This window comes from Actinosynnema sp. NPDC023794 (genome assembly GCF_040639675.1).
GTDB classification, from domain to species: Bacteria; Actinomycetota; Actinomycetes; order Mycobacteriales; family Pseudonocardiaceae; genus Actinosynnema; species Actinosynnema luteola.
In genome coordinates this window covers 172,460-195,340 of record NZ_JBFAFR010000004.1, presented here as the reverse complement: position 1 = coordinate 195,340, position 22,881 = coordinate 172,460, and the positions used below count along the sequence as shown (strand labels likewise).

General features: G+C 68.3%; 23 protein-coding genes. 13 read left to right on the top strand and 10 right to left on the bottom strand.

Going from position 1 to position 22,881, the window contains the following annotated elements; translation table 11 throughout:
* Positions 1 to 26: 26 nt before the first annotated feature.
* On the bottom strand, positions 27 to 2,708 hold the full coding sequence (locus tag AB0H12_RS12185; RefSeq protein WP_499622800.1) for an MGH1-like glycoside hydrolase domain-containing protein: 2,682 nt from the start codon (positions 2,706 to 2,708) through the stop codon (positions 27 to 29).
* Positions 2,709 to 2,814: 106 nt separating this feature from the next.
* Between AB0H12_RS12185 and AB0H12_RS12180 the strand changes: the two genes are divergently transcribed.
* Positions 2,815 to 3,027 carry a hypothetical protein gene (locus AB0H12_RS12180; protein WP_499622798.1) on the top strand — a complete coding sequence of 71 codons (213 nt, stop codon included), beginning with the start codon at positions 2,815 to 2,817 and terminating at the stop codon, positions 3,025 to 3,027.
* Here the strand turns inward: AB0H12_RS12180 and AB0H12_RS12175 are convergent.
* Positions 3,003 to 4,436 (bottom strand): M20/M25/M40 family metallo-hydrolase, encoded by a 1,434-nt coding sequence (locus AB0H12_RS12175; RefSeq protein ID WP_499622796.1) that lies wholly within the window; start codon positions 4,434 to 4,436, stop codon positions 3,003 to 3,005. The two genes, AB0H12_RS12180 and AB0H12_RS12175, sit on opposite strands and share 25 nt — an antisense overlap.
* 452 nt (positions 4,437 to 4,888) lie before the next feature.
* Here AB0H12_RS12175 and pdhA point away from each other — a divergent pair, with 452 nt between their 5' ends.
* From pdhA to AB0H12_RS12160, 3 genes are read left to right on the top strand one after another with little or no spacing between them, the layout of a single operon-like run.
* On the top strand, positions 4,889 to 6,082 hold the full coding sequence (pdhA, locus tag AB0H12_RS12170; RefSeq protein WP_499622795.1) for a pyruvate dehydrogenase (acetyl-transferring) E1 component subunit alpha: 1,194 nt from the start codon (positions 4,889 to 4,891) through the stop codon (positions 6,080 to 6,082).
* Positions 6,082 to 7,104, top strand: a complete 1,023-nt coding sequence (locus AB0H12_RS12165) for an alpha-ketoacid dehydrogenase subunit beta (protein WP_499622793.1) — start codon at positions 6,082 to 6,084, stop codon at positions 7,102 to 7,104. Before pdhA ends, AB0H12_RS12165 begins: the two co-directional genes overlap by 1 nt.
* Positions 7,105 to 7,114: 10 nt before the next feature.
* Entirely contained in the window at positions 7,115 to 8,467 is a 1,353-nt protein-coding gene (locus AB0H12_RS12160; RefSeq protein WP_499622791.1) for a dihydrolipoamide acetyltransferase family protein, read from the top strand.
* Here the strand turns inward: AB0H12_RS12160 and AB0H12_RS12155 are convergent.
* Positions 8,464 to 9,831 carry a pentapeptide repeat-containing protein gene (locus AB0H12_RS12155; RefSeq protein ID WP_499622790.1) on the bottom strand — a complete coding sequence of 456 codons (1,368 nt, stop codon included), beginning with the start codon at positions 9,829 to 9,831 and terminating at the stop codon, positions 8,464 to 8,466. The genes AB0H12_RS12160 and AB0H12_RS12155 overlap by 4 nt on opposite strands.
* A 73-nt stretch (positions 9,832 to 9,904) precedes the next feature.
* Here AB0H12_RS12155 and AB0H12_RS12150 point away from each other — a divergent pair, with 73 nt between their 5' ends.
* Positions 9,905 to 10,810, top strand: a complete 906-nt coding sequence (locus AB0H12_RS12150; protein WP_499622788.1) for a helix-turn-helix domain-containing protein — start codon at positions 9,905 to 9,907, stop codon at positions 10,808 to 10,810.
* A 3-nt stretch (positions 10,811 to 10,813) separates the two neighbouring features.
* Here the strand turns inward: AB0H12_RS12150 and AB0H12_RS12145 are convergent, their stop codons facing one another.
* From AB0H12_RS12145 to AB0H12_RS12125, 5 genes are all read right to left on the bottom strand, one after another.
* Entirely contained in the window at positions 10,814 to 11,182 is a 369-nt protein-coding gene (locus AB0H12_RS12145) for a VOC family protein (RefSeq protein WP_499622786.1), read from the bottom strand.
* Between the two features lie 23 nt (positions 11,183 to 11,205).
* The gene (locus AB0H12_RS12140; RefSeq protein ID WP_499622785.1) at positions 11,206 to 11,463 is read right to left on the bottom strand and encodes a CPCC family cysteine-rich protein; all 258 of its coding nucleotides are present in this window, start codon (positions 11,461 to 11,463) and stop codon (positions 11,206 to 11,208) included.
* A gap of 741 nt (positions 11,464 to 12,204) precedes the next feature.
* Complete coding sequence (locus AB0H12_RS12135) at positions 12,205 to 12,822, bottom strand: hypothetical protein (RefSeq protein ID WP_499622784.1); 618 nt, start codon at positions 12,820 to 12,822, stop codon at positions 12,205 to 12,207.
* A gap of 16 nt (positions 12,823 to 12,838) precedes the next feature.
* A complete protein-coding gene (locus AB0H12_RS12130; protein ID WP_499622782.1) occupies positions 12,839 to 13,597 on the bottom strand; it encodes an HAD family hydrolase in 759 nt (252 codons plus the stop codon).
* Positions 13,549 to 14,391: a GntR family transcriptional regulator gene (locus AB0H12_RS12125; protein ID WP_499622780.1), complete on the bottom strand. Its 843-nt coding sequence runs from the start codon at positions 14,389 to 14,391 to the stop codon at positions 13,549 to 13,551. The genes AB0H12_RS12130 and AB0H12_RS12125 overlap by 49 nt, the downstream gene beginning before the upstream one ends.
* Positions 14,392 to 14,635: 244 nt before the next feature.
* On the opposite strand from AB0H12_RS12125, the gene AB0H12_RS12120 reads away from it, so the two are divergent.
* From AB0H12_RS12120 to AB0H12_RS12100, 5 genes are all read left to right on the top strand, one after another.
* Positions 14,636 to 15,094: a hypothetical protein gene (locus AB0H12_RS12120; protein WP_499622778.1), complete on the top strand. Its 459-nt coding sequence runs from the start codon at positions 14,636 to 14,638 to the stop codon at positions 15,092 to 15,094.
* Between the two features lies 1 nt (position 15,095).
* Positions 15,096 to 15,371 (top strand): hypothetical protein, encoded by a 276-nt coding sequence (locus AB0H12_RS12115; protein ID WP_499622776.1) that lies wholly within the window; start codon positions 15,096 to 15,098, stop codon positions 15,369 to 15,371.
* Positions 15,368 to 15,664, top strand: coding sequence for an AMED_5909 family protein (locus AB0H12_RS12110; protein WP_499622775.1), 297 nt, complete (start codon positions 15,368 to 15,370; stop codon positions 15,662 to 15,664). The genes AB0H12_RS12115 and AB0H12_RS12110 overlap by 4 nt, the downstream gene beginning before the upstream one ends.
* The gene (locus tag AB0H12_RS12105) at positions 15,661 to 15,963 is read left to right on the top strand and encodes a transcriptional regulator (protein ID WP_499622774.1); all 303 of its coding nucleotides are present in this window, start codon (positions 15,661 to 15,663) and stop codon (positions 15,961 to 15,963) included. Before AB0H12_RS12110 ends, AB0H12_RS12105 begins: the two co-directional genes overlap by 4 nt.
* A 784-nt stretch (positions 15,964 to 16,747) precedes the next feature.
* Positions 16,748 to 18,217, top strand: coding sequence for an FtsK/SpoIIIE domain-containing protein (locus AB0H12_RS12100; RefSeq protein WP_499622773.1), 1,470 nt, complete (start codon positions 16,748 to 16,750; stop codon positions 18,215 to 18,217).
* Positions 18,218 to 18,225: 8 nt separating this feature from the next.
* Here the strand turns inward: AB0H12_RS12100 and AB0H12_RS12095 are convergent, their stop codons facing one another.
* Positions 18,226 to 18,516: a CPCC family cysteine-rich protein gene (locus tag AB0H12_RS12095; protein ID WP_499622771.1), complete on the bottom strand. Its 291-nt coding sequence runs from the start codon at positions 18,514 to 18,516 to the stop codon at positions 18,226 to 18,228.
* Positions 18,517 to 18,575: 59 nt separating this feature from the next.
* Between AB0H12_RS12095 and AB0H12_RS12090 the strand changes: the two genes are divergently transcribed.
* The 3 genes from AB0H12_RS12090 to AB0H12_RS12080 all read left to right on the top strand — a co-directional run bounded on the left by AB0H12_RS12090 (position 18,576) and on the right by AB0H12_RS12080 (position 21,644).
* Entirely contained in the window at positions 18,576 to 20,165 is a 1,590-nt protein-coding gene (locus tag AB0H12_RS12090; RefSeq protein ID WP_499622769.1) for a replication initiator, read from the top strand.
* A 21-nt stretch (positions 20,166 to 20,186) separates the two neighbouring features.
* The gene (locus AB0H12_RS12085; RefSeq protein ID WP_184926377.1) at positions 20,187 to 20,381 is read left to right on the top strand and encodes a helix-turn-helix transcriptional regulator; all 195 of its coding nucleotides are present in this window, start codon (positions 20,187 to 20,189) and stop codon (positions 20,379 to 20,381) included.
* A gap of 81 nt (positions 20,382 to 20,462) precedes the next feature.
* Positions 20,463 to 21,644 (top strand): tyrosine-type recombinase/integrase, encoded by a 1,182-nt coding sequence (locus AB0H12_RS12080; RefSeq protein WP_499622768.1) that lies wholly within the window; start codon positions 20,463 to 20,465, stop codon positions 21,642 to 21,644.
* A gap of 21 nt (positions 21,645 to 21,665) precedes the next feature.
* Here AB0H12_RS12080 and AB0H12_RS12075 read toward each other — a convergent pair whose 3' ends face one another.
* On the bottom strand, positions 21,666 to 22,880 hold the full coding sequence (locus AB0H12_RS12075) for an acyl-CoA dehydrogenase family protein (protein ID WP_499622767.1): 1,215 nt from the start codon (positions 22,878 to 22,880) through the stop codon (positions 21,666 to 21,668).
* Position 22,881: the final 1 nt, after the last annotated feature.

Genomic DNA, 22,881 nt, shown 5'->3' with positions numbered 1-22,881 from the left:
CAAATCATTCAGCTGGTTGGCATTAATCACACAATTGATTCACCCAGAGCGCCGGTTTGGCGACGATCCGTCAACAGGCTCGCGACCAGCGCCGTCCACCCCGTCTGGTGGGTCGCGCCCAGGCCCTCGCCGGTGTCGCCGTCGAAGTACTCGCTGAAGGTGACGTGCTCCCGCCACAAGGGTGAATCGGTCGACTCGATCCGCTTGCCGTCCGCGGGCCGGCGACCGTCGTGGTCGGGCATGAACAGCGACACCAGTCGTCCGACCAGCTCGTCCGCCGCCTGCCCGGCCGTCACGTGCCGCGTGCTGCGGGTGGGAAGTTCCACGTGGAACCTTCCGCCGTGGAACTCCTCGATCGTGCGCAGGGCCTCGACGAGCAGGGCGTTGGTCGGGAACCACACCGGGCCGCGCCAGTTCGAGTTGCCGCCGAACATCGGCGTGCGCGACTCGCCCGGCTCGTAGCCCATCCGGTGCTCCTGGTCGGCGACCTGCACCTCCAGGCCCTCGCGGTGCGCCGCCGACAGGCTGCGGATGCCGTGCGGCGAGAGGAACTCGCCCTCGTCCAGCATCCGGCTCAGCACGCGCCGCAGCTTGCGCTCGTCCAGCAGGCTGAGCAGCGCGCCGCCGCCGCTGCGGCTGAGGAACTGCTGCAGCTCGGGCCGCTTCGCCAGCAGGTGCTCCAGCCGCCGCGCGAAGTCGGGCAGCTCCTCGAAGACCCACGGCTCCAGCACCGCGCACGCCAGCACCGGGATCAGGCCGACCATCGACCGCACCCGCACCGGCTGCGACTCGACGTGCCCGTCCGGCAGTCGCCGCGACACCACGTCGTAGCAGAAGCCGTCCGTCTCGTCCCAGATGCCGCGCCCGCCGGAGCCGAACTGCGTGGACGCCTCGGCGATGCTCAGGAAGTGCTCCACGAACTTCGTGGCCACGTCCTCGTACGACTCGTCGTGCCGCGCCAGCTCCAGCGCGATCTGCATCAGGTGCAGGCTGTAGGCCGCCATCCACGACGTGGCGTCCGACTGCTCCAGCCGCCACTGGCCCAGCATCGGCTCCGAGCGGTTCACCGGGCCGATGTTGTCCATGCCGAGGAAGCCGCCCTCGAACAGGTAGCTGCCGTCGGCGTCCTTGCGGTTGACCCACCAGGAGAAGTTCAGCAGCAGCTTGTGGAAGACCTTGGCCAGGAACTTGCGGTCCTTGACCTCCTCGGACCGGTAGACCTGCAACGCCGCCCACGCGTGCACGGGCGGGTTGACGTCGCCGAACTCCCACTCGTAGGCGGGCAGCTGGCCGTTCGGGTGCATCAGCCACTCGCGGCACAGCAGGAGCAGCTGCTCCTTGGCGAACGCCGGGTCGACCTTCGCGAACGGCACGGTGTGGAACGCGAGGTCCCACGCGGCGAACCAGGGGTACTCCCACTCGTCCGGCATGGAGATCACGTCGGCCACGTCGAAGTGCCGCCAGTGCGCGTTGCGCGCGTGCATGTTCTTGCGCGACGTCGGCGCGGCGGGCTGCGCCGGGTCGCCGTCCAGCCACTCGCGGGTGCGGAAGCGGTAGTGCTGCTTGGTCCACATCAGGCCCGCCAGCGCCCGCCTGACCACGGCGGCGCGCTTGGGGTCGAGGTCGGTGTGGTGGAACTCGTCGGCCTCGGCTTTGCGCTGGTCCAGCGTGTCCTGGAAGCTCGGCCCGAACGCGTCGAGGTGCCCGTCGCCGTCCACCAGGCGCAGCCGCACGGTCACCGACTCGCCGGGCTCCACCGGGTCGAACGAGTACCAGGCGGCGACCTTCGTGCCGGGGTCGCTGGTGTCGTCCGGCCCGACGACCTGGCACGCCGCGGCGTCCTGGCCGACGACGTACCGGTCGATGCCGTCCTTGGTGCGGCGGGTCGGGTTGCGCCCGGTGCCGAACAGCTCGACCTCGTTGGTCTCGTTGTCGGTGACCAGCAGCGTCGGCGTGCCCTCGACGTGCAGCGTGTAGCGGCCGAGCGCGGCGTGCTCGGCGGTGATCCGGCGCCAGCCGTCCCGCGTGCAGGCGCGCAGGCTCGGCTTGCGGTCGTCGCGGCCCCACGCCCAGGTGTTGCGGAACCAGAACTGCGGCAGCAGGTGCAGCGGCGCCGGGTCCGGGCCGTGGTTGGTGGCGGTCAGCTCGACGCAGATGTCCTTCGGACCCGCCTTGGCGTAGGTCACCCGGACGTCGAAGAACCGGTTCTCGTCCAGCGCGCCGGTGTCGGACAGCTCCGGCTCGCGCTCGTTGCGGCCGGCGCGCTTGGCCATCTCGCGCAGCTCGGCGTAGGGGAACTCACCCTGCGGGTACCGGTAGACGACCTGCATCCAGGAGTGCGTCGGCGTGCCGTCGGTCACCCACCAGTGCTCCTTGACGTCCTCGCCGTGGTTGCCCTCGTTGTTGGTGAGCCCGAAGTAGCGCTCCTTGAGGATCGGGTCGCGGCCGTTCCAGAGCGCGACGGCGAGGTTGAGGAAGCCGTGCACGTCGCAGATGCCGGCGATGCCGTCCTCGCCCCAGCGATAGGCCCGTGAGCGGGCGTGGTCAAAAGGGAAGGACGTCCACGCGTCGCCGCTCGCCGAGTAGTCCTCGCGGACCGTCCCCCACTGGCGTCCGGCCAGGTAGGGGCCCCAGAGACGCCAGGGTGCGGTCGGGGAGTCGGACTCCGCCAACCGCGTCCGCTCGGCTTGCCGGCTGTGCTCGTTCACTCGGCCAGTGTGCGGCATCGGTTCAGTAAACCGGTTACCGACGGGTTAGGTCACAGTCCTGGGCGGTGTTTGCCACCTCTGTCAGGGGAGTGCATCGTCACTCTCCGTGGACGACTCGCTCCCTCGGCAACGCGACCGCCCCGAGGCCGTGCTGGAGCGTGCGGTGGCCGCAGCTCTGGACCGCGCTCACCGGGCCACCGCGGACGACCGGGACGGCGTCACCGAGTTCCTGCGCCTGCTGGACGAATCACCGCCCGCCGACCTCAAGACCTTCGGCGACGCCGTCCGCGAGACCTACGCCGGCGGCAAGTCCGGCTGACGCCGTGCGTGCGCGTCCAGCACCACGGCCACGGCCTCGGTGATCCGGGCCGCGTGCCCGAGGTGCAGCCACTCGTCCGGCACGTGGCAGTTGGAGTCCGGCCCGACCGCGCCCGTGACCAGGAACTGCGCCTGCGGGTAAGCCTCGTGCAGCAGCCCCATGAACGGGATCGAGCCGCCGAGCGCCACCGTCCGCCAGGGCGCGTCGAACACCTCCTTGCCGATCCGGTCCAACGTCTCCCGCAGCCACGGCGCGAGCTCGGGCGCGTTCCACCCGTCCGCGGACTCCACCCGCGTCAGCTCGACCACCGCCCCGTACGGCACGTCGGTCGTCAACGCGCGCCGAACCGCCTCGATCGACGCCTCGGAGTCGGCCGTCGGCGGCAGCCGGAAGCTCAGCACCAAGGTGGTGAACGGCCGCAGCACGTTGCCCGCGTCGTCCGGCTCGGGCAGCCCGGAAGCGCCGGTGACCGACAGCGTCGGCCGCCACCCGGCGTTGAGCGCGAGCTCGACCTCGTCGGCGCCCATCGGCTGCGTCCCCGCCGCCCACGGCACGCTCCCGACGAGCACGCCGGGCGTGCTGGCCACCGCGTCGCGCACCTCGTCCACCCGGTTCTGCGGGATGTCGACGTGCATCTCGCGCACCAGCACCTCGCCGGTCGCGGAGTCCTCCAGCCGGTCGATCAGCTGCCGGGCGATCCGGAACGACGACGGCACGATCCCGCTCGCCATGCCCGAGTGCAGCCCGCTCTCCAGCACCCGCACCGTCATCGTGGCCTGCGCCAACCCGCGCAACGACGTGGTCAGCCACATCCGCTCGTAGTCGTTGCCGCCCGAGTCGAGGCACACCACCAGCGACACGTCGCCGAGGCGCGGCTTGAGGTGCTCCAGGTACGCGGGCAGGTCCGGGCTGCCGGACTCCTCGCCGGTCTCCAGCAGCACGACGCACCGCGAGTGCGTGCCGCCGGCCCGCCGGACGCCCTCGACCGCGGCGATCGCCGCGTAACCCGAGTAGCCGTCGTCCGCCGCGCCTCGGCCGTAGAGCCGCCCGTCGCGCACGACCGGCGTCCACGGGCCGAGGCCCTCGCCCCAGCCGCCGACCGGCGGCTGCTTGTCGAGGTGGCCGTACATGAGCACGGTGTCGGACGTCGGCGCGGTGCCGGGCACGTCGACCAGCAGCACGGGCGTGCGGTCGGGCAACTGGACGACTTCCACGGTCGCGCCGGGCAGGTCGCGGCCGGCGAGCCAGGCGCGCACGTGCTCCACCGCGGCGGCCAGGTGGCCGTGCGAGGCCCACTCGGCGTCGAAGATCGGGGAGATCGCGGGCACCGCGACCAAGGCGGACAGGCTCGGGAGGATGTCGTCGTCCCAGAGCCCGCGAACGGTACGGGTCAGCGCTGAACGGTCCACGTCCCGATCCTGTCACGGCCGCACGCCGCGAAACGGGCCGCGCGCCGGTTTCGCGTGGTGGAAATGGGCTGACCGGCCGATGGTCGGTAGTCCATCCAACGCGAGCGTGCCGACGTGGGCCGTTGCCGTCGACCCGGCGTGTCCGAAACCCTACGGAAGGTGGTTAACGATCGGTAACCAGGACGCCGTTGTTCGGTGATCGGACGCTCTACTCGGACTGCCGAAGATTGGCCGTCCAACCGTTACCGCACGTCAGAACGCTGCACAGGAGGTTACGAACTGGGACGGGGCTCACCATGTCGTGTGACGCCATGTCAGGATGTGGATGAGAACACCGTCAGCGCCGACGGTTGCCCGACCCCCACACCCCGGGGACGACGGCGACTGGCGGTGCAGCCGCGCAGGATCGCCACAAGCGACCGGGCGGCCTCGTAGACGAGGAGACAAGGCGCATGTCGTCCCCCGAGAAATGGACGCACCCAGGGCCGGATGCCGCGCCGGCCACTGCTGCCAAACCGACAGCGGAACAGGTGATCGCAGGCTTGCGAGCGACAGACGAGGGCGGCGCCGACCTGGTGCAGCTGCTCACCCCCGAGGGCGAGCGCGTCCAGCACCCGGATTTCGACATCGACATCACGGCCGAGGAGCTGCGCGGGCTGTACCGCGACATGGTCCTGGTCCGCCGGGTCGACCGCGAGGCCAACGCGCTGCAGCGCAAGGGCGAGCTCGGCATCTGGGTGCCGCTGCTCGGCCAGGAGGCCGCGCAGATCGGCGCCGGTCGGGCCATGCGCCCGGAGGACATGGCGTTCCCCAGCTACCGCGAGCACGGCATCGCGTGGACGCGCGGCGTCAAGCCGACCGACCTGCTCGGCATCTTCCGGGGCACGGACAACGGCACGTGGGACCCGGTGGCGACCCGGTTCCACCCGTACACGATCGTCATCGGCAACCAGGTGCTCAACGCCACCGGCTACGCCATGGGCCAGAAGTTCGACGGCAAGGTGGGCGACGCCGACGGCGAGGCCACCATCTGCTTCTTCGGCGACGGCGCGACCAGCCAGGGCGACGTGCACGAGGGCTTCGTGTGGGCCGCCGTCTACGACGCGCCGCTGGTGTTCTTCTGCCAGAACAACCAGTGGGCCATCTCCGAGCCGACCGAGCGCCAGTCCCGCCTCCCGCTCTACCAGCGGGCGCGCGGCTACGGCTTCCCCGGCATCCGGGTCGACGGCAACGACGTGCTGGCCACCCTCGCGGTCACCCGCTGGGCGCTGGAGGAGTGCCGCCAGGGCAACGGCCCGATCCTGATCGAGGCGTTCACCTACCGGATGGACGCGCACACCACCTCCGACGACCCGTCGCGCTACCGGCTGTCCGACGAGCTGGAGCTGTGGAAGCTGAAGGACCCGATCGAGCGCGTCAAGGTGCACCTGGTCAAGCAGCAGTGGGCCGACCAGGCGTTCTTCGAGTCGATCGAGGCCGAGGCCGAGCAGGTCGCCATCGAGCTGCGGGACTACTGCGTCAACCTGCCCGACCCGCCGGCCGGGCGGATCTTCAGCGAGGTCTACGCCGAGGGCAACCACGTCCTGGAGGCGCAACGCGACGAGTTCCTGGCCTACCACGCCGGGTTCGCGGGAGGTGAGCACTGATGGCTGCTCCGACCATGGACCGCCCCACGACCGCCGCGCCCGCCGCGGTGCAGACGCTGACCATCGCGAAGGCGTTGAACAACGGCCTGCGCGCGTCGATGGAGGCCAACCCCAAGGTCATCGTGATGGGCGAGGACGTCGGCAAGCTCGGCGGCGTCTTCCGGATCACCGACGGCCTGCAGAAGGACTTCGGCGAGCAGCGCGTGCTGGACACCCCGCTGGCCGAGTCGGGCATCATCGGCACCGCCGTCGGCCTCGCGATCCGCGGCTACCGGCCGGTGTGCGAGATCCAGTTCGACGGCTTCATCTTCCCCGGCTTCGACCAGATCGTGTCGCAGGTCGCCAAGCTGCACTTCCGCACCCAGGGCCGGCTCAAGGTGCCCATGGTGATCCGGGTGCCGTTCGGCGGCGGCATCGGCGCGGTCGAGCACCACTCCGAGTCGCCCGAGTCGTACTTCGCGCACACCGCCGGCCTCAAGGTCGTCGCGTGCTCGAACCCGGCCGACGCCTACTGGATGATCCAGCAGGCGATCGACTGCGACGACCCGGTGCTGTTCTTCGAGCCCAAGCGGCGCTACTACGAGAAGGGCGAGGTCGACACGACCGTCGCGCCCGGACCGCTGTTCACCTCGCGCACGCTGCGCACCGGCTCGGACGTCACGGTGGTGACGTACGGGCCGATGGTGCGCACGTCCCTGGAAGCCGCCGCGGCGGCCGAGGAGGAGGGGCGCTCGCTCGAGGTCGTCGACCTGCGCTCGCTCTCGCCGCTCGACCTCGCGCCCGTGTACGAGTCGGTGCGGCGCACCGGCCGGCTGGTCGTGGTGACCGAGGCGCCGAGCGAGTCCTCCATCTCCAGCGAGATCGCGGCCAAGGTGCAGCAGGAGTGCTTCTACTCCCTGCAGGCCCCCGTGCTGCGGGTGACGGGGTTCGACACCCCGTACCCGCCGTCGAAGTTGGAGGAGGAGTTCCTCCCCGACCTCGACCGGGTGCTGCACGCCGTCGACCGCTCGCTGGCCTGGTAGGGGGATAGCTGTGCCGCAGTTCAAGCAGTTCCCCCTGCCCGACACGGCGGAGGGGCTGACCGAGGCCGAGATCCTCACCTGGCACGTCAAGCCGGGTGACGCGGTGAAGGTCAACCAGGTCATCGTCGAGATCGAGACCGCCAAGGCGGCCGTCGAGCTGCCGTGCCCGTGGGACGGCGTGGTGACGGAGTTGCTGGCCGAGGTCGGTCAGACGGTCGAGGTCGGCGTCCCGATCATCACGATCGACGTGGACCCGTCCGGCTCGGCTCCGGCCGCCGCTCCCGCGCCGACGTCCGCGTCGGCGTCGAACGGCAAGATCGGCGAGGAGATGCCGGGCGGCCGGATCGCCACGCTGGTCGGCTACGGCCCGCGGGCCGGTGCGGCGAAGCGCCGTCCGCGCAAGGACGCACCTGCTCCCGTCGCCGCCGCCCCGGCTCCCGCTCCGGTTTCGGCCCCCGCGCCCACCCCGGTGGTCGCGGAACCGGCGACGCCGGGCGGTTACGTGCCGCTGGCCAAGCCGCCGGTGCGCAAGCTGGCCAAGGACCTGGGCGTCGACCTGCACGCGCTGTCGGGCTCCGGCCCGGGTGGCGTGATCACGCGGGAGGACGTCGAGCAGGCCGTGGCGGCCCCGACCCCGGCCGCCCCGGCCGCGGTCGAGACCGGGTCGCGCGAACGGCGCGTGCCGATCAAGGGCGTCCGCAAGGCGACCGCGCAGGCGATGGTGGACAGCGCGTTCACCGCACCGCACGTCACGGAGTTCCTGACCGTCGACGTGACGCCGATGATGGAGCTGCGGGCGCGGTTGAAGAACGCGCCGCAGTTCCGCGACGTCAAGCTCACGCCGCTGGCGTTCGCCGCCAAGGCGGTCGTGCTGGCCGTCCGCCGCACGCCCGACGTCAACGCGACGTGGGACGAGGCGGCGCAGGAGATCGTCTACAAGGACTACGTGCACCTGGGCATCGCCGCCGCGACGCCGCGCGGTCTCGTGGTGCCGAAGGTCCGCGACGCCGACCGCATGTCGCTGCGCGAGCTGGCCGTGTCCCTGGACACCCTGGCCACGACCGCCCGTGACGGCAAGACGACGCCCGCGGACATGATGGGCGGCACGATCACCATCACCAACGTCGGCGTCTTCGGCGTCGACACGGGCACCCCGATCATCAACCCGGGCGAGTCGGCGATCCTCGCCTTCGGCGCGATCCGGGACATGCCGTGGGTGGTGGACGGCCAAGTCGTGCCGCGCAAGGTGTGCCAGCTGGCCCTCAGCTTCGACCACCGCGTGGTCGACGGCCAGCAGGGCTCGCAGTTTCTGGCCGACGTCGGCGCGCTGCTCGCCGACCCCGGCGTGGCGATGACGTACTAGTCCGGTTCGCCGGGGCCGTCCGACGTGAGGGCCCCGGCGAAACCCGGTAGTTCGGTGTCCACGAGTGCCAGCCCGCGCACCCGCCACTCCCCGGCCTCCTCCCGCGTGACCGTGCGGATCTCCACCTGCGTGAACTCGGAGTCCGACAGCCACACCCGGCTGTTGGCCATCAGCTCCGCGCGCAGGTCGAGGGTCGACCGCCGCACCGTCGACCGCTCCACCACGAGCACGCGCGACATCCGTGCGTAGGCGTGGCGGAAGTCCACCTCGCTCTCGACCAGCTCGCCGCCGTCGAACCGGATGCTCGCCCCGAGCAGGTCGGCGGCCCGGAACACCAGGCGCGTCCCCTTGATGTCGCAGCGGTAGAAGTCCACCGGGTGCTTGACGATCTCGCTGCCCGTGAAGTCGACCGTGGTGCCGGTGAAGCGCGCGCCGACGAACTCGACGGCCGTGCGGTCGAACCTGGCGTTGCGGAAGCTGACCACCCCGTCCTCGAACCCCGTGCCGTGGCAGCTCAGCACGGCTCCGCGGAAGACGGCGTTCTCGAACGACGTGTGCGGTCCGGAGAACACCGCGCCGTCGAAGACCACCCGTCCACCGAAGGTGACGTCGCTGAAGTCGACGTCGTCGAACCGCACGCCGGTGAAGTCGAGGTCGAGGTCCGACCAGCCGCCCGCCAGGAACCGGCTGCCCAGGTGGTTGCGCAGCACCCGGAACACCGTGGTGACCACCTCGCGCTCGGCCGAGAGGGCGGCCTCGTCCGCGCGAGGCAGCCGCAGGTAGGCGCAGAGGACGTCCACGCAGGTCTGTCGCTGGTCCGACCAGTCGTCGGCCAGGCCCGCCAGCGCGTACACACCCGCGATCCGGACGGCGGGCTGCTCGTGCCCGAGCTGCGCGGTGGCCACGCCGAACCGCTCGTTGAACAGCTTGGTGCGCTCCCGCTCCTCCTGGCCGAGGGCGACGACGTGCGCGGCCTCCGACACCTGCTGCTTGCGGTACCCCACGGCCAGGGCCACGACCGCGCCCAGCCCGCCCACCACGGCCAAGCCGATCTTCAGCAGGTCCAGCAGCTCGGTGGTGGTGAAGCTGGTGGACGAGGGCAGCGCCGGCCTGCCGAGCAGCCGGTAGAGCCCGTACCCGGTGGCCGCGGCGAGCAGCACGGCCAGCAGCACCCACTTGACCAGCGCCCACGCCATCGACCCCTTGGCGCCGACGGGCAGGCGTCGGCCGGGGAGGACCGCCTCGGCCGCCGGCGGCTTCCCCGCGCGCACCGCGCGGCCGGCCAACCGCACAGCCGACCACAGGCCGAGGAGCACCAGGAACGCCAGACCGGCCGGCAGGTAGGGGGTCAGGGAGGACGGCACGTCGCGCCATCCTGCCCGACGATGCGTTAATCGGGTTGAAGTTCCAGTGACTGGAGAGATCAAGGTGATCCCCGTGACGCACTACTCCATCGGCGAACTGGCGCGGTTGACCGGCCTGTCCACGCGGACGATCCGGTTCTACTCCGACTCCGGCGTGATCCCCGTCGCGGGACGCACGGCGGGCGGGTTCCGCACCTACGACGTCGACGGGTTGGCGCGGCTGAAGCTCGTGCGGACCCTGCGCGAACTGGGCGTCGACCTGCCCACCGCGCAACGGGTCCTGGCGCGGGAGGTGTCCGTGGCCGAGGTGGCCCGGACGCACGCGGAAGCCATCGACGCGCAGATGCGCACGCTCCGGTTGCGCCGGGCCGTGCTGCGGGTCGTGGCTCGGAACGGGGAGGTGGAGATGGTGCACGAGTTCGCGCGGCTGTCGGCGGAGGAGCGGCAGGCGATCCTGGACGACTTCTTCGACGAGGTGTTCGGCGGGTTCGACATGGACCAGGCGTTCCTGGAGCGCATGAGGTCGGTCCGGGTCGACCTGCCGGACGACCCGTCGCCGGAGCAGTTGGAGGCGTGGATCGAGCTGGTGAACCTGGTGCGGGACCCGGACTTCCGGGCGTCGATCCGGCGGATGTCGCAGCGGCACCAGGAGATGCGGGCGGAAGGCGCGGACATGGCGCCGTACTCGCAGGACCAGATGGAGGCGTTCCAGCACGCGTTCGCGCAGGCGCGCCAGGCGGTGGACGCGGGCATCGACCCGCGTTCGCCGGAGGCGGCGGCGATCGTCGCCCGGATCAACGAGAAGTGGGCGTCCGCGCTCGACCTCCCGGTCGGCCCGGAACTGTCCCGTCGGTTGGAGGAGTTCGGCGACCCGAGGGCCGAGCGCTACTGGCAGCTGATCGCCACGGTCAACGGCTGGGAGACGCAGATCCCCGACACCACCGCCGAACGGGAGTGGCTGGCCGAAGCCGGCCGCTGACGCTCATTCCCACACGAGGCAGAACGGGTGGCCGGCCGGGTCGGCGAACACCCACCACACGTCGTTGGAGTCGTCCAACAACGTGGCGCCCAACCGGAGGACCTCGGCCTTGGCCACGCCGAGGTCCTTCACCCCCACGTCCAGGTGGAACTGCTGCGGCTTGCGCGGATCGGGCCACTCCGGCGCCACGTGCTCGGCAGCGCGCTGGAAGCCCAACACCATCGCGTCGGTGTGCAACGTCGACCAGTCATCGTTCAGCTTCCACCGCCGGTCGGGTCGGTCCACCTCGCCACCGAGAACCCCTCGGTAGAACTCGGCCAACACCCTGGGTTCGGGACAATCGAGCACGACGCACTGCAACACCCCAACCATGCTCCGAACTTAGACCGCGGCCGTCACCGGCGCTCTTTCCACTTCGGTGGGCGCACGTGCTTGACCGACCTCTCGTCACACGCACCGAACCGCACGAAGTTCTCGCGCGCCTCGGTCAACGTGAGCCGGTTCGCCCCCGACCGCTGGTCGGCGTTGTGATCCCCGTGCCCATCGTCCTCCCAAAAACACACAGGGCAGATGTCCCACCCACCGCGCTCCCGCAACGTCAGGTAGCCGCAACAGGGACAAGCGAACCGACGTCGGACCAACCGGGCGAACATGCGGGCCATGGTGGCACTCCCGCAAGCACGCCGGCGACCGAAATGACCCGGCCCCGCGAAGCAACGGGCGGGGTCTCCCGCGTCCTGAAGACCCCGCCCCCGACCCGGGCGAACCCGGGACCTCACCTACTTGATGTGGAGACCCGAGATGGCCCTGGCCACCACCAACCGCTGGATCTCCGACGTCCCCTCGAAGATGGTGAAGATTTTGCGCCGGGGTGGTCCTGACCTGCACACATCACTTGGAATGGTCGTCTGACCTGCGCATACCTGGTCAACGTTCGTCGTCGTTGACCAACCTTTTCCGACCTCTCACGGCCTGGAGACGGCCTGGGAGTTGATCAACCAACCGAGGGCACCGCCACGGCACGCTGTCACCAACCGCGACGACCTACGTGCCGAGGTGGTGCCCTCCGCTATGTCGGGACACCCCCGTGGGCCGCTGGCGCGGAGCGTCGGCGGGCGTCGATCGCCGTGCCCAGCCTGACCAAGCCGCGTGACCGCGCGATCGTCCCGACCGGGTGCCGCTGGGAGCTGGCCGTCGTGGCGCGCGCCGCCACTCGACCACATGCACCGACTCCGCGCACGGCCGACGGGCGGAGCGAAGCGGGAGCCCGTCGTGCCGTGATGCGGGGAGTCGGTGCCAACGTGCGTCGCTCCGCACCGCGCGCCGCCGCAGGCGGCGCGCCTTGATCCCATAGAGCCAAGTTCGGCAACCGGCACAAGAAAGTCGACGACAAGTTATCTCTCCAAGGTGTCACCGTCCTTAGAATCGGATTCCTCATTGCCTTGAACCGGCGGATAAGTGTCGTACAAGTGTTTGAAATTGCGAAATCTCTCATCAAGATCGCTCAGTGCCTCGATCAAGGGTTCAAGCTTGGCGGGATCTTTGCTTTCATGTTCTCTGATAAGTTGCCGTAGTGTTTTCCGCTGCGCGTCGAGCATGTTCATGACTTCAACAAGCTTCTTGTGACTTCTTTTATTTCGGGTGCGCGCTAGCATGAACCGGAGCTTGTAAAGTTGGACCTTGCCAGACGACAGAGAAAGTCGCATTGCGTTGACGACGAAAACTAGTGCAGGGGCGAGAATGAGAATCGCCACTGCGTTGGCGATGGAGGCTTCTGTAACGTATGTCCAGTAAGGGGCTGGACTGACCCCGCGGAGAGCTTTGAAGCAAAAATTGATGGTGAAGCCAAGGCCTGCTAGAATTAGGCCATGCGTCACAAATAGTACTACAATTAGTGTTGTCGAGTCTTTAATGTTCGCCAGAGTCGACTTCGCTTCGAAAACAAGAGCGGCCGCCAGAACTGGCGCAACAGTTGCGGCTGCCGCCCAGTAATCTGGTTCGATTCCTGACATGGGATTCCAGTCGTTATTATAGTGACAATACGCTCTGCTTTACGATCTCTATGCTGGTCACTATCAAGTCGGGTTCGGCTTGACTTAGCGGGAGAATGGCAGATTTACGCTTAGCGTAAGCAATTGAATGCACGCGGCTTGCGCGTGCGGCGACTACATCGGACGGCGAGTCACCGAGCAGAGCACATCGAGATGGGTCTACTCTTAGGTGCTTGACGGCAAGCGTAACCTTGTGGGGATTCGGCTTGAGGAGAGCCGGGTCATGGCTATCGCGTGCGGAAACAAAACTTACACAGTTTGATATCTCAGCCGCTGATAGGTACGAATCTATGGCCGAACGTGAATTGTTGCTAACTACGGCCAGACTTTTTCCACTATCGTGCCAGTGTCGAATCAACTCGTTCGATCCCACCGTGGCTCGGGCGGCGGCTATGGCTTTTGTCTCATATTCCGTGAGTGCGCGTTCGATTTTATGTGCTTCATCATCACTGATGGTTGCAGCGTAGCGAAACACGTCAAAGGGGTCGACGGTCACTTGTATGTCGATTGGTAGGTTGATGCGTGCGGAGTCTCTGAGAATTCGGCGGAGTTGTTCGGCGATATATTTGGCAGGGATGCTCGAAAAAACTGAGCAAATTGGACCGTCAAAGTCAAGAAGTAGTGCTTCCGTGTCATTAAGGGCTTGACGTAGGGCGTCTAGATCGTCTACTGGGATGCTGTTCAAGGTTATCGCTCGTAGTCCGTAGCGATGGTGTTCCACAGACTTTCGAACCATGTACGTGCTTGGGTGACGTATTGGCTGCCGGTGCTGGTGTCGTCGTCGGTGGTGCTGTGGTGGAAGAGGATCGCGTCTTTGCCCATGAGGTCGTAGATGGCTTGGGGTTGGCCGTCTAGGGATAGGACGTGTTCGCGGACGGGGTAGAAGCCGAAGAAGGCTTCGTCGTTGTTGATCAGGTAGAGCTTGAACAGTGGGGCGGTTCGGTGGACGCGGACTTCCGCGGTGGCGTCCTTGACTAGGCCGAGTGCGCCCAGCTCGGTGACGTTGTCCACGATGGCGAGGGTGTGGCGGCGCATGATCTCGGCGGCGCGTGCGCGGAAGCCTGGGCTGTCGGCCTGGTCCTCGACGGTCACAGGGACTGACCACGGGACCGTGGGGTCCGGGACGAGGATGCGGACGTGGATCGCCTCGGGGGTCAGGCGGCCGATGCGGATCTTGTCCAGCGGTTCTTGAAGGATGCCGTGCAGGGTCTCGCCAGAGAAGCCTGAGAAGTCGATGGTGACGCGGTCGGACTCGAAGGCGCGTTCGATGTGAGGTCGTAGACCCACCGGGCGTTCGGTGCGTTCTCGAACGAAGACGCCGCTGCCCTGTCGCGAGACGATCAAGCCTTCGTCGCGCAGCTCGCGTAGGGCGCTCTGCACGGTCATCGGCGCTACGTCGTACTTCTTCGCCAGTTCCGCTCGTGACGGCAGCTTGTCCCCGGCCTTGAAGACCTTCGTCAGGATCGCGGCCCTGAGGGCGTTCGCTACCTGAACGTACGGGGGTCGCGGGTCATCGGGGTCAAGAGCCATCGCTACCTCTTCCGGTTCTCGACTCAGTACCTGCCGGAAGCTGCCGGTAACTGGGTCTAGTTACGTCTACATAGACCGGTAACTACGTCTAACTTCGTCTAACTCTAGGGCAGTTGTCTAGCCAGCCTAGGAAGCTAGCTCGCTGCCGCAGGCGTGACTTGCTTGACTTGGCTAGCCAAGCTGTCTTACTCTGGTCACATGGCTAGCCCGCATAGGCAGGCTGGCAGAGTGACGGAGGTGGCTGGTGGCGGTTCCGTACGGGACTCGGTTCGAGGCGATGTTCGACCAGGTCTTCCCTCATGGAGCACTGATGGTGGGTGAAGTCGCGCCGGACATGGAGTACATGAGCGCGGAGGACAAGGGGCGCGGGCGGCAGGCCAAGCAGCGTGTGGACGAGCGCACGGGTAAGCGGCAGTGGAAGGTCGTGGTCACGGACCCGTCGGCGGAGAAGGAGCGGGATGCGTCGGTGACGGTGACGATCCTGGCTGACGTGCAGCCGGTGCCGCCGCAGGCTGTGCAGGTCATGCCCGGTGTCGAGGTGCGGCCGGTGGCGTTCGAAGGGCTGACGGTCGAGCCGCGGGTGATGGGGGATCGGTACAAGTACCAGGGGTTCACGATCCGGGCTACGGGCATCGTGTCGCCGCAGGTGGGCGCTGCTCCGAAGCGTGCGGAGAAGCCCCAGGGCGAGCAGAAGGCGGCGTGAGGTGGCGCGGCCGTCTCGTGAGGCGGTCGCCCGTTGGAACCTCGCGTACGCGGAGCAGACCGAAGCCCTGTTCGCGGCGTCCGTATCGGACGGCCGGTTACCGGTGCTTCGGCTGGCTGACAGCTACGCGGCGGTGGCGTGGGCGTGGCGGATCTTGGCCGCTGATCTGGGCGTGCCCTTGTGGGCTCGTCATGCCTGTGCCGTCGCTGCCGAGGAATTCGATCGTCGGGCGCGGATCGAGCGTGCCCGTGTCAACCCGGACGAGGACGGGACATGAGCAAGGACCAGCGCGTTTCGGAAGACGAGCTGTGGCGCAGAGCGCGAGCTGTCACGACGTTGCAGGGCGCGCATGACGCATTGGTGAAGGTGATGCCTGCACCGGCGGCGGATCGGAAGCGGTGGCGTGACTTCCACCTGAGGTCGGCCGAGGTCTACGGGCGGGTCGCGGAGATCGACCGTGGGCACCACCACGAGGCGTTGTACTGGGCCAAGCGGGAGCACGCGAAGGGCGAGGAGATCACGAACGCTCTGGCCGCTGGCTCCACGGGACAAGAAGGGAAAGGCCAGTGACGGCGGGGCCGAAACCCAAGGTGATGGGCGCGCCAGCAACGGCCAGCGGTCGAGGCAGTCAGTACACGGTGCGGCTGCGGGTGGCGGAGTTCCAGCGGGCGGCACGGCGGTCGGCGCTGACGTCTGACTACGCGTTGGCACCTGCGATGGGTGTCAATCGCTCGACCATCTCTCGGGTGTTGACGGGTGAGCTGCGGCCTGGTGCCGCGTTCATCGCCGGTGCGCTGGCGGCGTTCGCGCCGATTGAGGTGCGGTTCGAGGACCTGTTCGAGGTCGAGTCGAACTGGTTGACGTCATGAGTGGGGCTCGGGGCGGGGAGCGGCCTGACCGGGTGGTGATGGGAGCGCACCTCCCGGAAGGCGTCGTGCGCACTGTGTCGAACGTCGGCTACTCGGCGGGTGCTCTGGCCGAGGTGATGGCCGCATGGGTCGAGCAGCGGCTACGGATCTGGTCGGTCAGGGATCTGTCGGCCGCGTCGGGTCTGAACGTACGCACCGTCCGCATGGTTGTGCGGGATGTGGTCGCGGCCGGGCACGCGGCTCGGATGCCGGGCGCTGTCCTGTCTTTCCCTGGTCGCGGGCCGTACCTGTACCGGCTGACACCGGTAGGCGCGCAGGCGTGGAGCGACTTTCGCTCGGACGTTCGTCTGAGGCGGCGGCCGGCTAAGGCTGAGTCGCTTACGCCTCATCTGTAGGGCGCTGTAGCGCTGTTCTGGAACGCGTGACCGATGCGGTCGCGTGGTGATGGCGCACGCCTTGATGACAACTGAACAGTTCGCGGCTGGTGGGTGTGGTCGCGGGGAGACGGTCCAGGTCTTGGCGGGCTCGGCTGTCTCTCCGCGACTCACCTGACTGGCTTTGCCATGCGTTTTGTTGACACACAAGGGATTCCAGTCATGTCGAGGGTATCGGTACGCGGGGGACGTACGTCAAGTCGACGCCCCACCGGTCTGTGGAAGTTGCGCAACGGCCGGCGCTGCCAGTCGTGCAAGCGGTTCGGCGTCTACGCCCCGAACCAGCTCGACTGCTGTGCCTGTCTGGGATGGCTGCCGCTGATCTTCACCATTGCTGTGGGTGATGCGCGATGAACGGCGGCAAGTGGGTCGACCCGGCTCCGTTCGAGGGTGTCCGGCCTCGGGTGCCGTGGTGGGTCTTGGTGCAGGGCAAGACCAAGTGGATCGCGGCCTTGGTGGCGCTCGTGTGGCTGATGTTGGTCGGCGTCGTGCGCCTGGTGCTCGTTGTCGTGCGCTACCCGGTCGGCACGCTGGTGCCCGCATCGGCGGCTTGGTGCTGGTGGCGGTTCGGACTCTCGCCGCTGGTCTTGGCCCTGTTGTCGCTGGTCGCGGCGTTGCTGATCTGGGCTGGCCTGGATCGTGGGTCGTTCCTGCGGCACGGCTGGTACCGACTGGTGACCGAGTGGCGGCGGGCGACGGTGTACGTCCCGAAGTGGCGGTCGGTGATGCGGCTGTCGGACCTGGCCAAGCGTGACCGTGGGCGCGAGTACCGGCCCATGCTGCGGCGCGTCCGATCGGAGGGGTGGCGGGACCGGGTCCGGGTGCGGATGATCCCGGCCCAGTCGCCTGAGGCGTGGGAGCTGCGGCGGGACAACCTGGCGCACTCGTTCGGCGCTCGATCGTGCCGGGTCCGGGTGCTGCGGCCTCGTCTGCTCGAACTGGACTTCGTCCACTCTGATCCGCTCGTGCGGCCGGTCTCCGTCCCCACGTTGGAAGGCTCGGCCGACGTCGACTTCAAGCGAGTAGTCGTCGGGCGGACCGAGACCGGTAAGCCGTGGCGGCTGCGGCTGCTCGGGTCTCAGCTCCTGGTGGTCGGCGTGCCCGGTGCCGGTAAGGGCTCGGTGTTGTGGTCGATCGTCTGGCAGCTCGCGCCGGCCGTTCGGGCGGGCCTGGTGCGACTGGTCGGGATCGACCCCAAGGGCGGCATGGAGCTGGGCCAGGTGCCCGATGCCTTCGACCGCTTGGTGTTCGGCAACGGCGCTGACGCGGTCGAGCTGTTGGAGGAGATCGCCGCCGAGGTGAAGGAACGGGCTTCCCGCTACCGGGGCATTCGGCGGCTGTGGGCTCGGGACACCGGTGAGCCGTTGACCGTGCTCATCGTGGACGAGCTGGCAGACGTCATCGCCTATCAGACGGACAAGCAGCTCCGGGAGCGTGCGACGCGAGCTGTGCAGACGATCGCCTCTCAGGGGCGGGCTCCGGGGTACGTGCTCGTCGGCTTGGTCCAGGACCCGCGTAAGGAGGTCGTGTCCTTCCGGCACCTGTTCAGCACGCGTGTTGCCCTGCGGCTGGACGAGCCACAGCAGGTGGACATGGTCCTTGGTGACGGCGTCCGGCAGCGGGGTGCGGCTGCCCACGAGATCACGGAGAACACGCCCGGAGTCGCGTGGGTGAAGCAGGACGGACAGCGGGAGCCGGAGCGGGCTCGGGCCTTCCACGTGACTGATGCGGACCTGGCGACGCTGCGCGACTACTTCCGGCCTGCCGAGGTGCGGCCGTTCCCGACCAAGCCGGATGGTGCCGAGGGGGTGGCGGCGTGAACGAGCGGCTAGCGGAGTCGGCGCTCGTCCGGGCGAGGCGGACGAACGAACTTGGTGCACCTCTGATTACAGGCACCGATCCGGGCGAAGTTCTCCCGGGCCTCGATGAGGGTGAGGCCATCGTTCGGGGGCGAGCGCAGGTCGGCGTTGTGGTCATCCTGCCCGTCGTCCTCCCAGAAGCAGATGTCGCAGATCTCCCAACCGTGTCTCTCGCCCAGCGTCGCGTAGCCGCAGCACGGACAAGCGATCAGACCTGTCTCCGGGTCGGAGATCTCGTAGTCGGGCGGCAGCTCGGACACACCGCACATGGTCACACGCATGAACGAGCGGGGGCGGCCAAATGAGCACCACGACTCGGATGGAGCGAATGCGTCAGCCGATGGCGCTGGACGTCGCCAAAGCTGCGGCTGAGCAGCACGGCGTGTGTGTGCGGCCGTTCACGATGGAAGTAGAGGACCGGGCCGCCTACGAAATCCGCTACGTCGCGGTGCCGTGCGGGTCGACGGTGGAGAGCGTGTGTGCGCCGTGCGCCCGGAAGGCCAAGGCGTTGCGCATGGCCCAGTGCCGCGAGGGCTGGCACATGACGGAAGAACTCGACTTCACCCCTGACCGACCGACCGAGGACCAGACGGACCTGCTGATCTTCCGGGCGGACCTGGTTAAGGCATACCGGGAGGCGGTCGAGGCCGGGGAAGCGGGTGACGCTGACGAGCTGCGAGAAGAGATCCACAGTGTCGACGCGGAACTTCGGCAACTCGGCGTCCGGGGTCGCTTCCCCTCCCCCGACGCACCGGCCAAGCGGCCGGTGAAGCGGTCGACCAAGCGCCGGCAGGACGCGCCGAACCTGCCTCGGCGGCGGGTCGAGAAGCGCACCGTGGGCCGGGAGTACGCGGGAGGGTTCCGGCCCTCGATGTTCGTCACGCTCACCCTCGACACCTACGGGCGCGTGCGCGACGACGGCACACCGGTCGACCCGGACACCTACAACTACCGGCGCGCGGCTCGGGACGCGGTGCACTTCGCCTCGCTGGTGGACCGGTGGTGGCAGAACCTGCGGCGGGTCGTCGGGTGGGACGTGCAGTACTTCGCCACGGTCGAACCGCAGAAGCGAGCGGCGCCGCACCTGCACGCGGCAGTCCGCGGTTCGATCCCGCACGAGACCATCCGCCTGGTCACCGCCGCCACCTACCACCAGGTGTGGTGGCCCAACCACGACGAACGGGTCTACAGCGGTGACCACCTGCCGGTCTGGGACGCGCGGGCGGAAGAGTTCGTCGACCCGGACACGCGGAAGCCACTGACGGCTTGGGCGGACGCGGTCGAGGCCACCGAGGAGCCGGCGCACGTGGTGACCTTCGGCCGCCAGGTGCACTCCAAGGGCATCCTCGGCGGCTCGGAGGAAGCCGGACGCCACATCGGCTACCTGACCAAGTACCTCACCAAGTCGATCGGTGAGGTGGTCGAGCAGTCCACGGAGCGGCAGCGCAGGCACGCGGACCGCTTGGCGGACGAGCTGGCCGTGACACCGTGCTCGGACCGCTGTTCGGTCTGGCTCCTCTACGGCGTCCAACCACGCGGAGCGGGCTCACGCACCACTCCGGGGCACTGCAAGGGGCGGGCGCACCGGCGAACGACTCTCGGCCTGCCCGGTCGGCGGGTGCTGGTGTCGCGCAAGTGGTCGGGCAAGACGCTGGCCGATCACCGCGCGGACCGGAAGCGGTTCGTCATAGAGGCGCTGAAGGCCGTGGGCATCGAGAAGCCGGAATCCGACACGTCCCAGCTCGTCTGGCACAAGGTCCGGCCCGGCGACCCCAACGTGCCACCACGGGCGCACCTGCTCATGCACGCCATCGCCCAACGGGTCACGTGGAAGGCCGAGTACGACCGGGCCTTGCTTGCGGCCAGCGGTGCACCGCCCGATCTCTCGGCAGTTCCACAAGCGGCCTGAGACGTGGGGAGGGGGACGGCAATGAGCGGGAACGAGTTCGACCGGCTGTGGGGCGTTGACGATCTCTCAGCCTTCCTCGGCGTGCCGGTGCACACCATTCGCGGCTGGCGCAGCAAGAACTACGGGCCTCCGGCTCGGAAGGTCGGCAAACACCTGCGGTGGGACCCGGCCAAGGTCCGCGAGTGGTTCGAGGGCCTGGACCTCGACGCGGCCTAGAAGTTTCGGCAATTCGACACACAGGAGAGGTGTGCCATGGGGCATGTCCAAGATCGTTGGTGGAAGGAGGTCAAGGACCCGGTGACTGAGCAGGTCACCAGGGTCAAGACCTCGCTGTACGGCGTTGGCATGCGGTACAAGGTGCGGTACTTCGACCCGGACGGCGTCGAGCGGTCCAGGAGCTTTCCGGATCGGCAGAAGAAGAAAGCCGAAGACTTCCTGATCGAAATGGAGTCCGACAAGCGCGAGGGGAAGTACATCGACCCCAACGCGGGAAAGGTGCTGTTCGAGGTCCAGGCCGCGAGTTGGCTCATGGGCTACTCGGCTGATGCGGCGACCAGGCAGACGATCGCGAGTCGGCTCCGCAGTCAGGTGTACCCGTTCTTCGCGCACCGCCAGGTCGGCTCGATCACCCCTCAGGTCATCCGTGAGTGGTTGGGCGTGATGCAGGAGCAGGGCCTCGGCCCGACCTACCAGGCGGTGCTGTTCGAGACCCTGTCCTCGATCATGAGTTCCGCTGTGGACGACAAGCGCATCCACCGGAACCCGTGCAAGGTCAACAGCATCAAGCGTCCCCAGCGGTCGTCTCGGAAGGTCGTGCCGTGGCCGGAGTCCCGCGTGCACAAGCTGCGGATGGCGCTGGACGCGCGCTTCAAGGTCGTGGCCCAGCTCGGCGCGGGGTGCGGTCTGCGGCAGGGCGAGATCCTGGCCTTCTCGCCCGACGACGTCGACCGGGACGCGTTGGTGATCAACGTCCGGCGACAGGTCAGGCTGATCAACCGCACGTTGGTGTTCTCACTGCCCAAGCGGAACAAGGAGCGCCAGGTGCCGCTGTCCAAGGGCGTCCTGGCGGCGATTGACGCCTACCTGGAGATGTACCCGCCTACGGCTGTGACGCTGCCCTGGGATGCTCCGGACGGCGACCCGGTGACGGTAAACCTGCTCATGGTCCGCGGGGACGGCAAGCCCTGGAACGGCGACCTGTTCAACAAGCTCGTCTGGGTGCCGGCCTTCAAGCGGGCCGGGTTGACGTACACCAAGCGGCAGGACGGGATGCACGCCATGCGGCACCTGTACGCGTCGGTGCTCCTGGCGCAGGGAGTGTCCATCAAGGAGTTGGCGGAGTACCTGGGCCACGCGGACCCCGGCTTCACGCTCCGCACCTACACGCACCTGATGCCGTCCAGTCACCAGCGCGCCCGGAAAGCAGTGGACGGGGTCTTCCGCGTCCCGAAGACCCCGTCCGCTTCCCAGACGGCCTGAGGACGGCCTGGGAAGATCAAATCAGCGGATGTACATGCCCGAGATGGCCCTGGCCAGCACCAATCGTTGGATTTCGCTCGTTCCCTCGAAGATGGTGAAGATCTTCGCGTCGCGGTGCATCCGCTCCACCGGGTGCTCACGCGTGTAACCGGCCCCGCCCAGGATGTGGATCGCACGTTCCGTCGCCCACACCGAGACCTCACCGGCCTTGAGCTTCGACATCGAGCCCTCGCCCGCCGTGAACGGGACGTTGTTGCGGCCCATCCACGCCGCCCGCCACACCAGCAGCCGCGCGGCGTCGATCTCCATCTTCATGTTCGCCAGGTCGAACGCGATGGACTGGTTCTCGATGATCTTCCGACCGAACGCCGACCGGTCCTTCGCGTACTCCAGCGAGTACTCGTACGCCGCACGCGCGACGCCCACCGCCATCGCGCCCACGGTCGGGCGGGTCGTCTCGAACGTCGCCATCGCCGCCTGCCCGCCGGCCTTCTGCCCCTCACGGGCACGGGCCAGCCTGGCGTCCAGCTTCTCCTTGCCGCCCAACAGGCACCGGCCGGGCACGCGCACGTCGTCCAGGAACACGTCCGCCGTGTGCGACGCCCGCATCCCGTGCTTGCGGATCTTCCCCGGCGACGACAGCCCGCGCGTCCCCGGCGGCACGACGAAGCCCGCCTGGCCACGCGCACCCAGCGCCGGATCCACGACCGCCGTCACCACGTGCACGTTGGCGATGCCGCCGTTGGTCGCCCACGCCTTCTGCCCGTTGAGCACCCACTCGTCGGTAGCCTCGTCGTACACGGCCCGCGTCCGGTACCCGGCCACGTCCGACCCGGCCTGCGGCTCGGACGCGCAGAACGCCGCCAGCTTCGGGTCGTCCTCGGTGCCGAAGCACTCGGGCACCCACTCGGCCAACTGCTCGGGCGAGCCGGACGCGAAGATCCCCGCCGCCGCCAACCCGGTGCCCATCAACGCCAACGCGATGCCGGCGTCACCCCAGAACAGCTCCTCGGTCGCGATCGGCAGCGACAGGCCGATGGGGTCGGCGAACCAGGTGGCCAGCGACTCGAACCCGTACAGGCCGATCTTCGCCGCCTCCTGGATCACCGGCCACGGCGTCTCCTCGCGCTCGTCCCACTCCGACGCCGCCGGCCGGATCACGTCCTTCGCGAAGCCGTGCACCCAGTCGCGCAGGTCAACCTGGTCTTCGTTGAGCTCCAGCGAAAAACCGCCCATG

Excerpts from the sequence above, each read along its gene's own strand:
- pdhA (WP_499622795.1), top strand. The coding sequence starts at position 4,889 with ATGTCGTCCCCCGAGAAATGGACGCACCCAGGGCCGGATGCCGCGCCG.
- AB0H12_RS12165 (WP_499622793.1), top strand. The coding sequence starts at position 6,082 with ATGGCTGCTCCGACCATGGACCGCCCCACGACCGCCGCGCCCGCCGCG.
- AB0H12_RS12145 (WP_499622786.1), bottom strand. The coding sequence starts at position 11,182 with ATGGTTGGGGTGTTGCAGTGCGTCGTGCTCGATTGTCCCGAACCCAGG.
- AB0H12_RS12140 (WP_499622785.1), bottom strand. The coding sequence starts at position 11,463 with ATGTTCGCCCGGTTGGTCCGACGTCGGTTCGCTTGTCCCTGTTGCGGC.
- AB0H12_RS12135 (WP_499622784.1), bottom strand. The coding sequence starts at position 12,822 with ATGTCAGGAATCGAACCAGATTACTGGGCGGCAGCCGCAACTGTTGCG.
- AB0H12_RS12130 (WP_499622782.1), bottom strand. The coding sequence starts at position 13,597 with ATGGTTCGAAAGTCTGTGGAACACCATCGCTACGGACTACGAGCGATA.
- AB0H12_RS12125 (WP_499622780.1), bottom strand. The coding sequence starts at position 14,391 with ATGGCTCTTGACCCCGATGACCCGCGACCCCCGTACGTTCAGGTAGCG.
- AB0H12_RS12110 (WP_499622775.1), top strand. The coding sequence starts at position 15,368 with ATGAGCAAGGACCAGCGCGTTTCGGAAGACGAGCTGTGGCGCAGAGCG.
- AB0H12_RS12100 (WP_499622773.1), top strand. The coding sequence starts at position 16,748 with ATGAACGGCGGCAAGTGGGTCGACCCGGCTCCGTTCGAGGGTGTCCGG.
- AB0H12_RS12090 (WP_499622769.1), top strand. The coding sequence starts at position 18,576 with ATGGAGCGAATGCGTCAGCCGATGGCGCTGGACGTCGCCAAAGCTGCG.
- AB0H12_RS12085 (WP_184926377.1), top strand. The coding sequence starts at position 20,187 with ATGAGCGGGAACGAGTTCGACCGGCTGTGGGGCGTTGACGATCTCTCA.
- AB0H12_RS12075 (WP_499622767.1), bottom strand. The coding sequence starts at position 22,880 with ATGGGCGGTTTTTCGCTGGAGCTCAACGAAGACCAGGTTGACCTGCGC.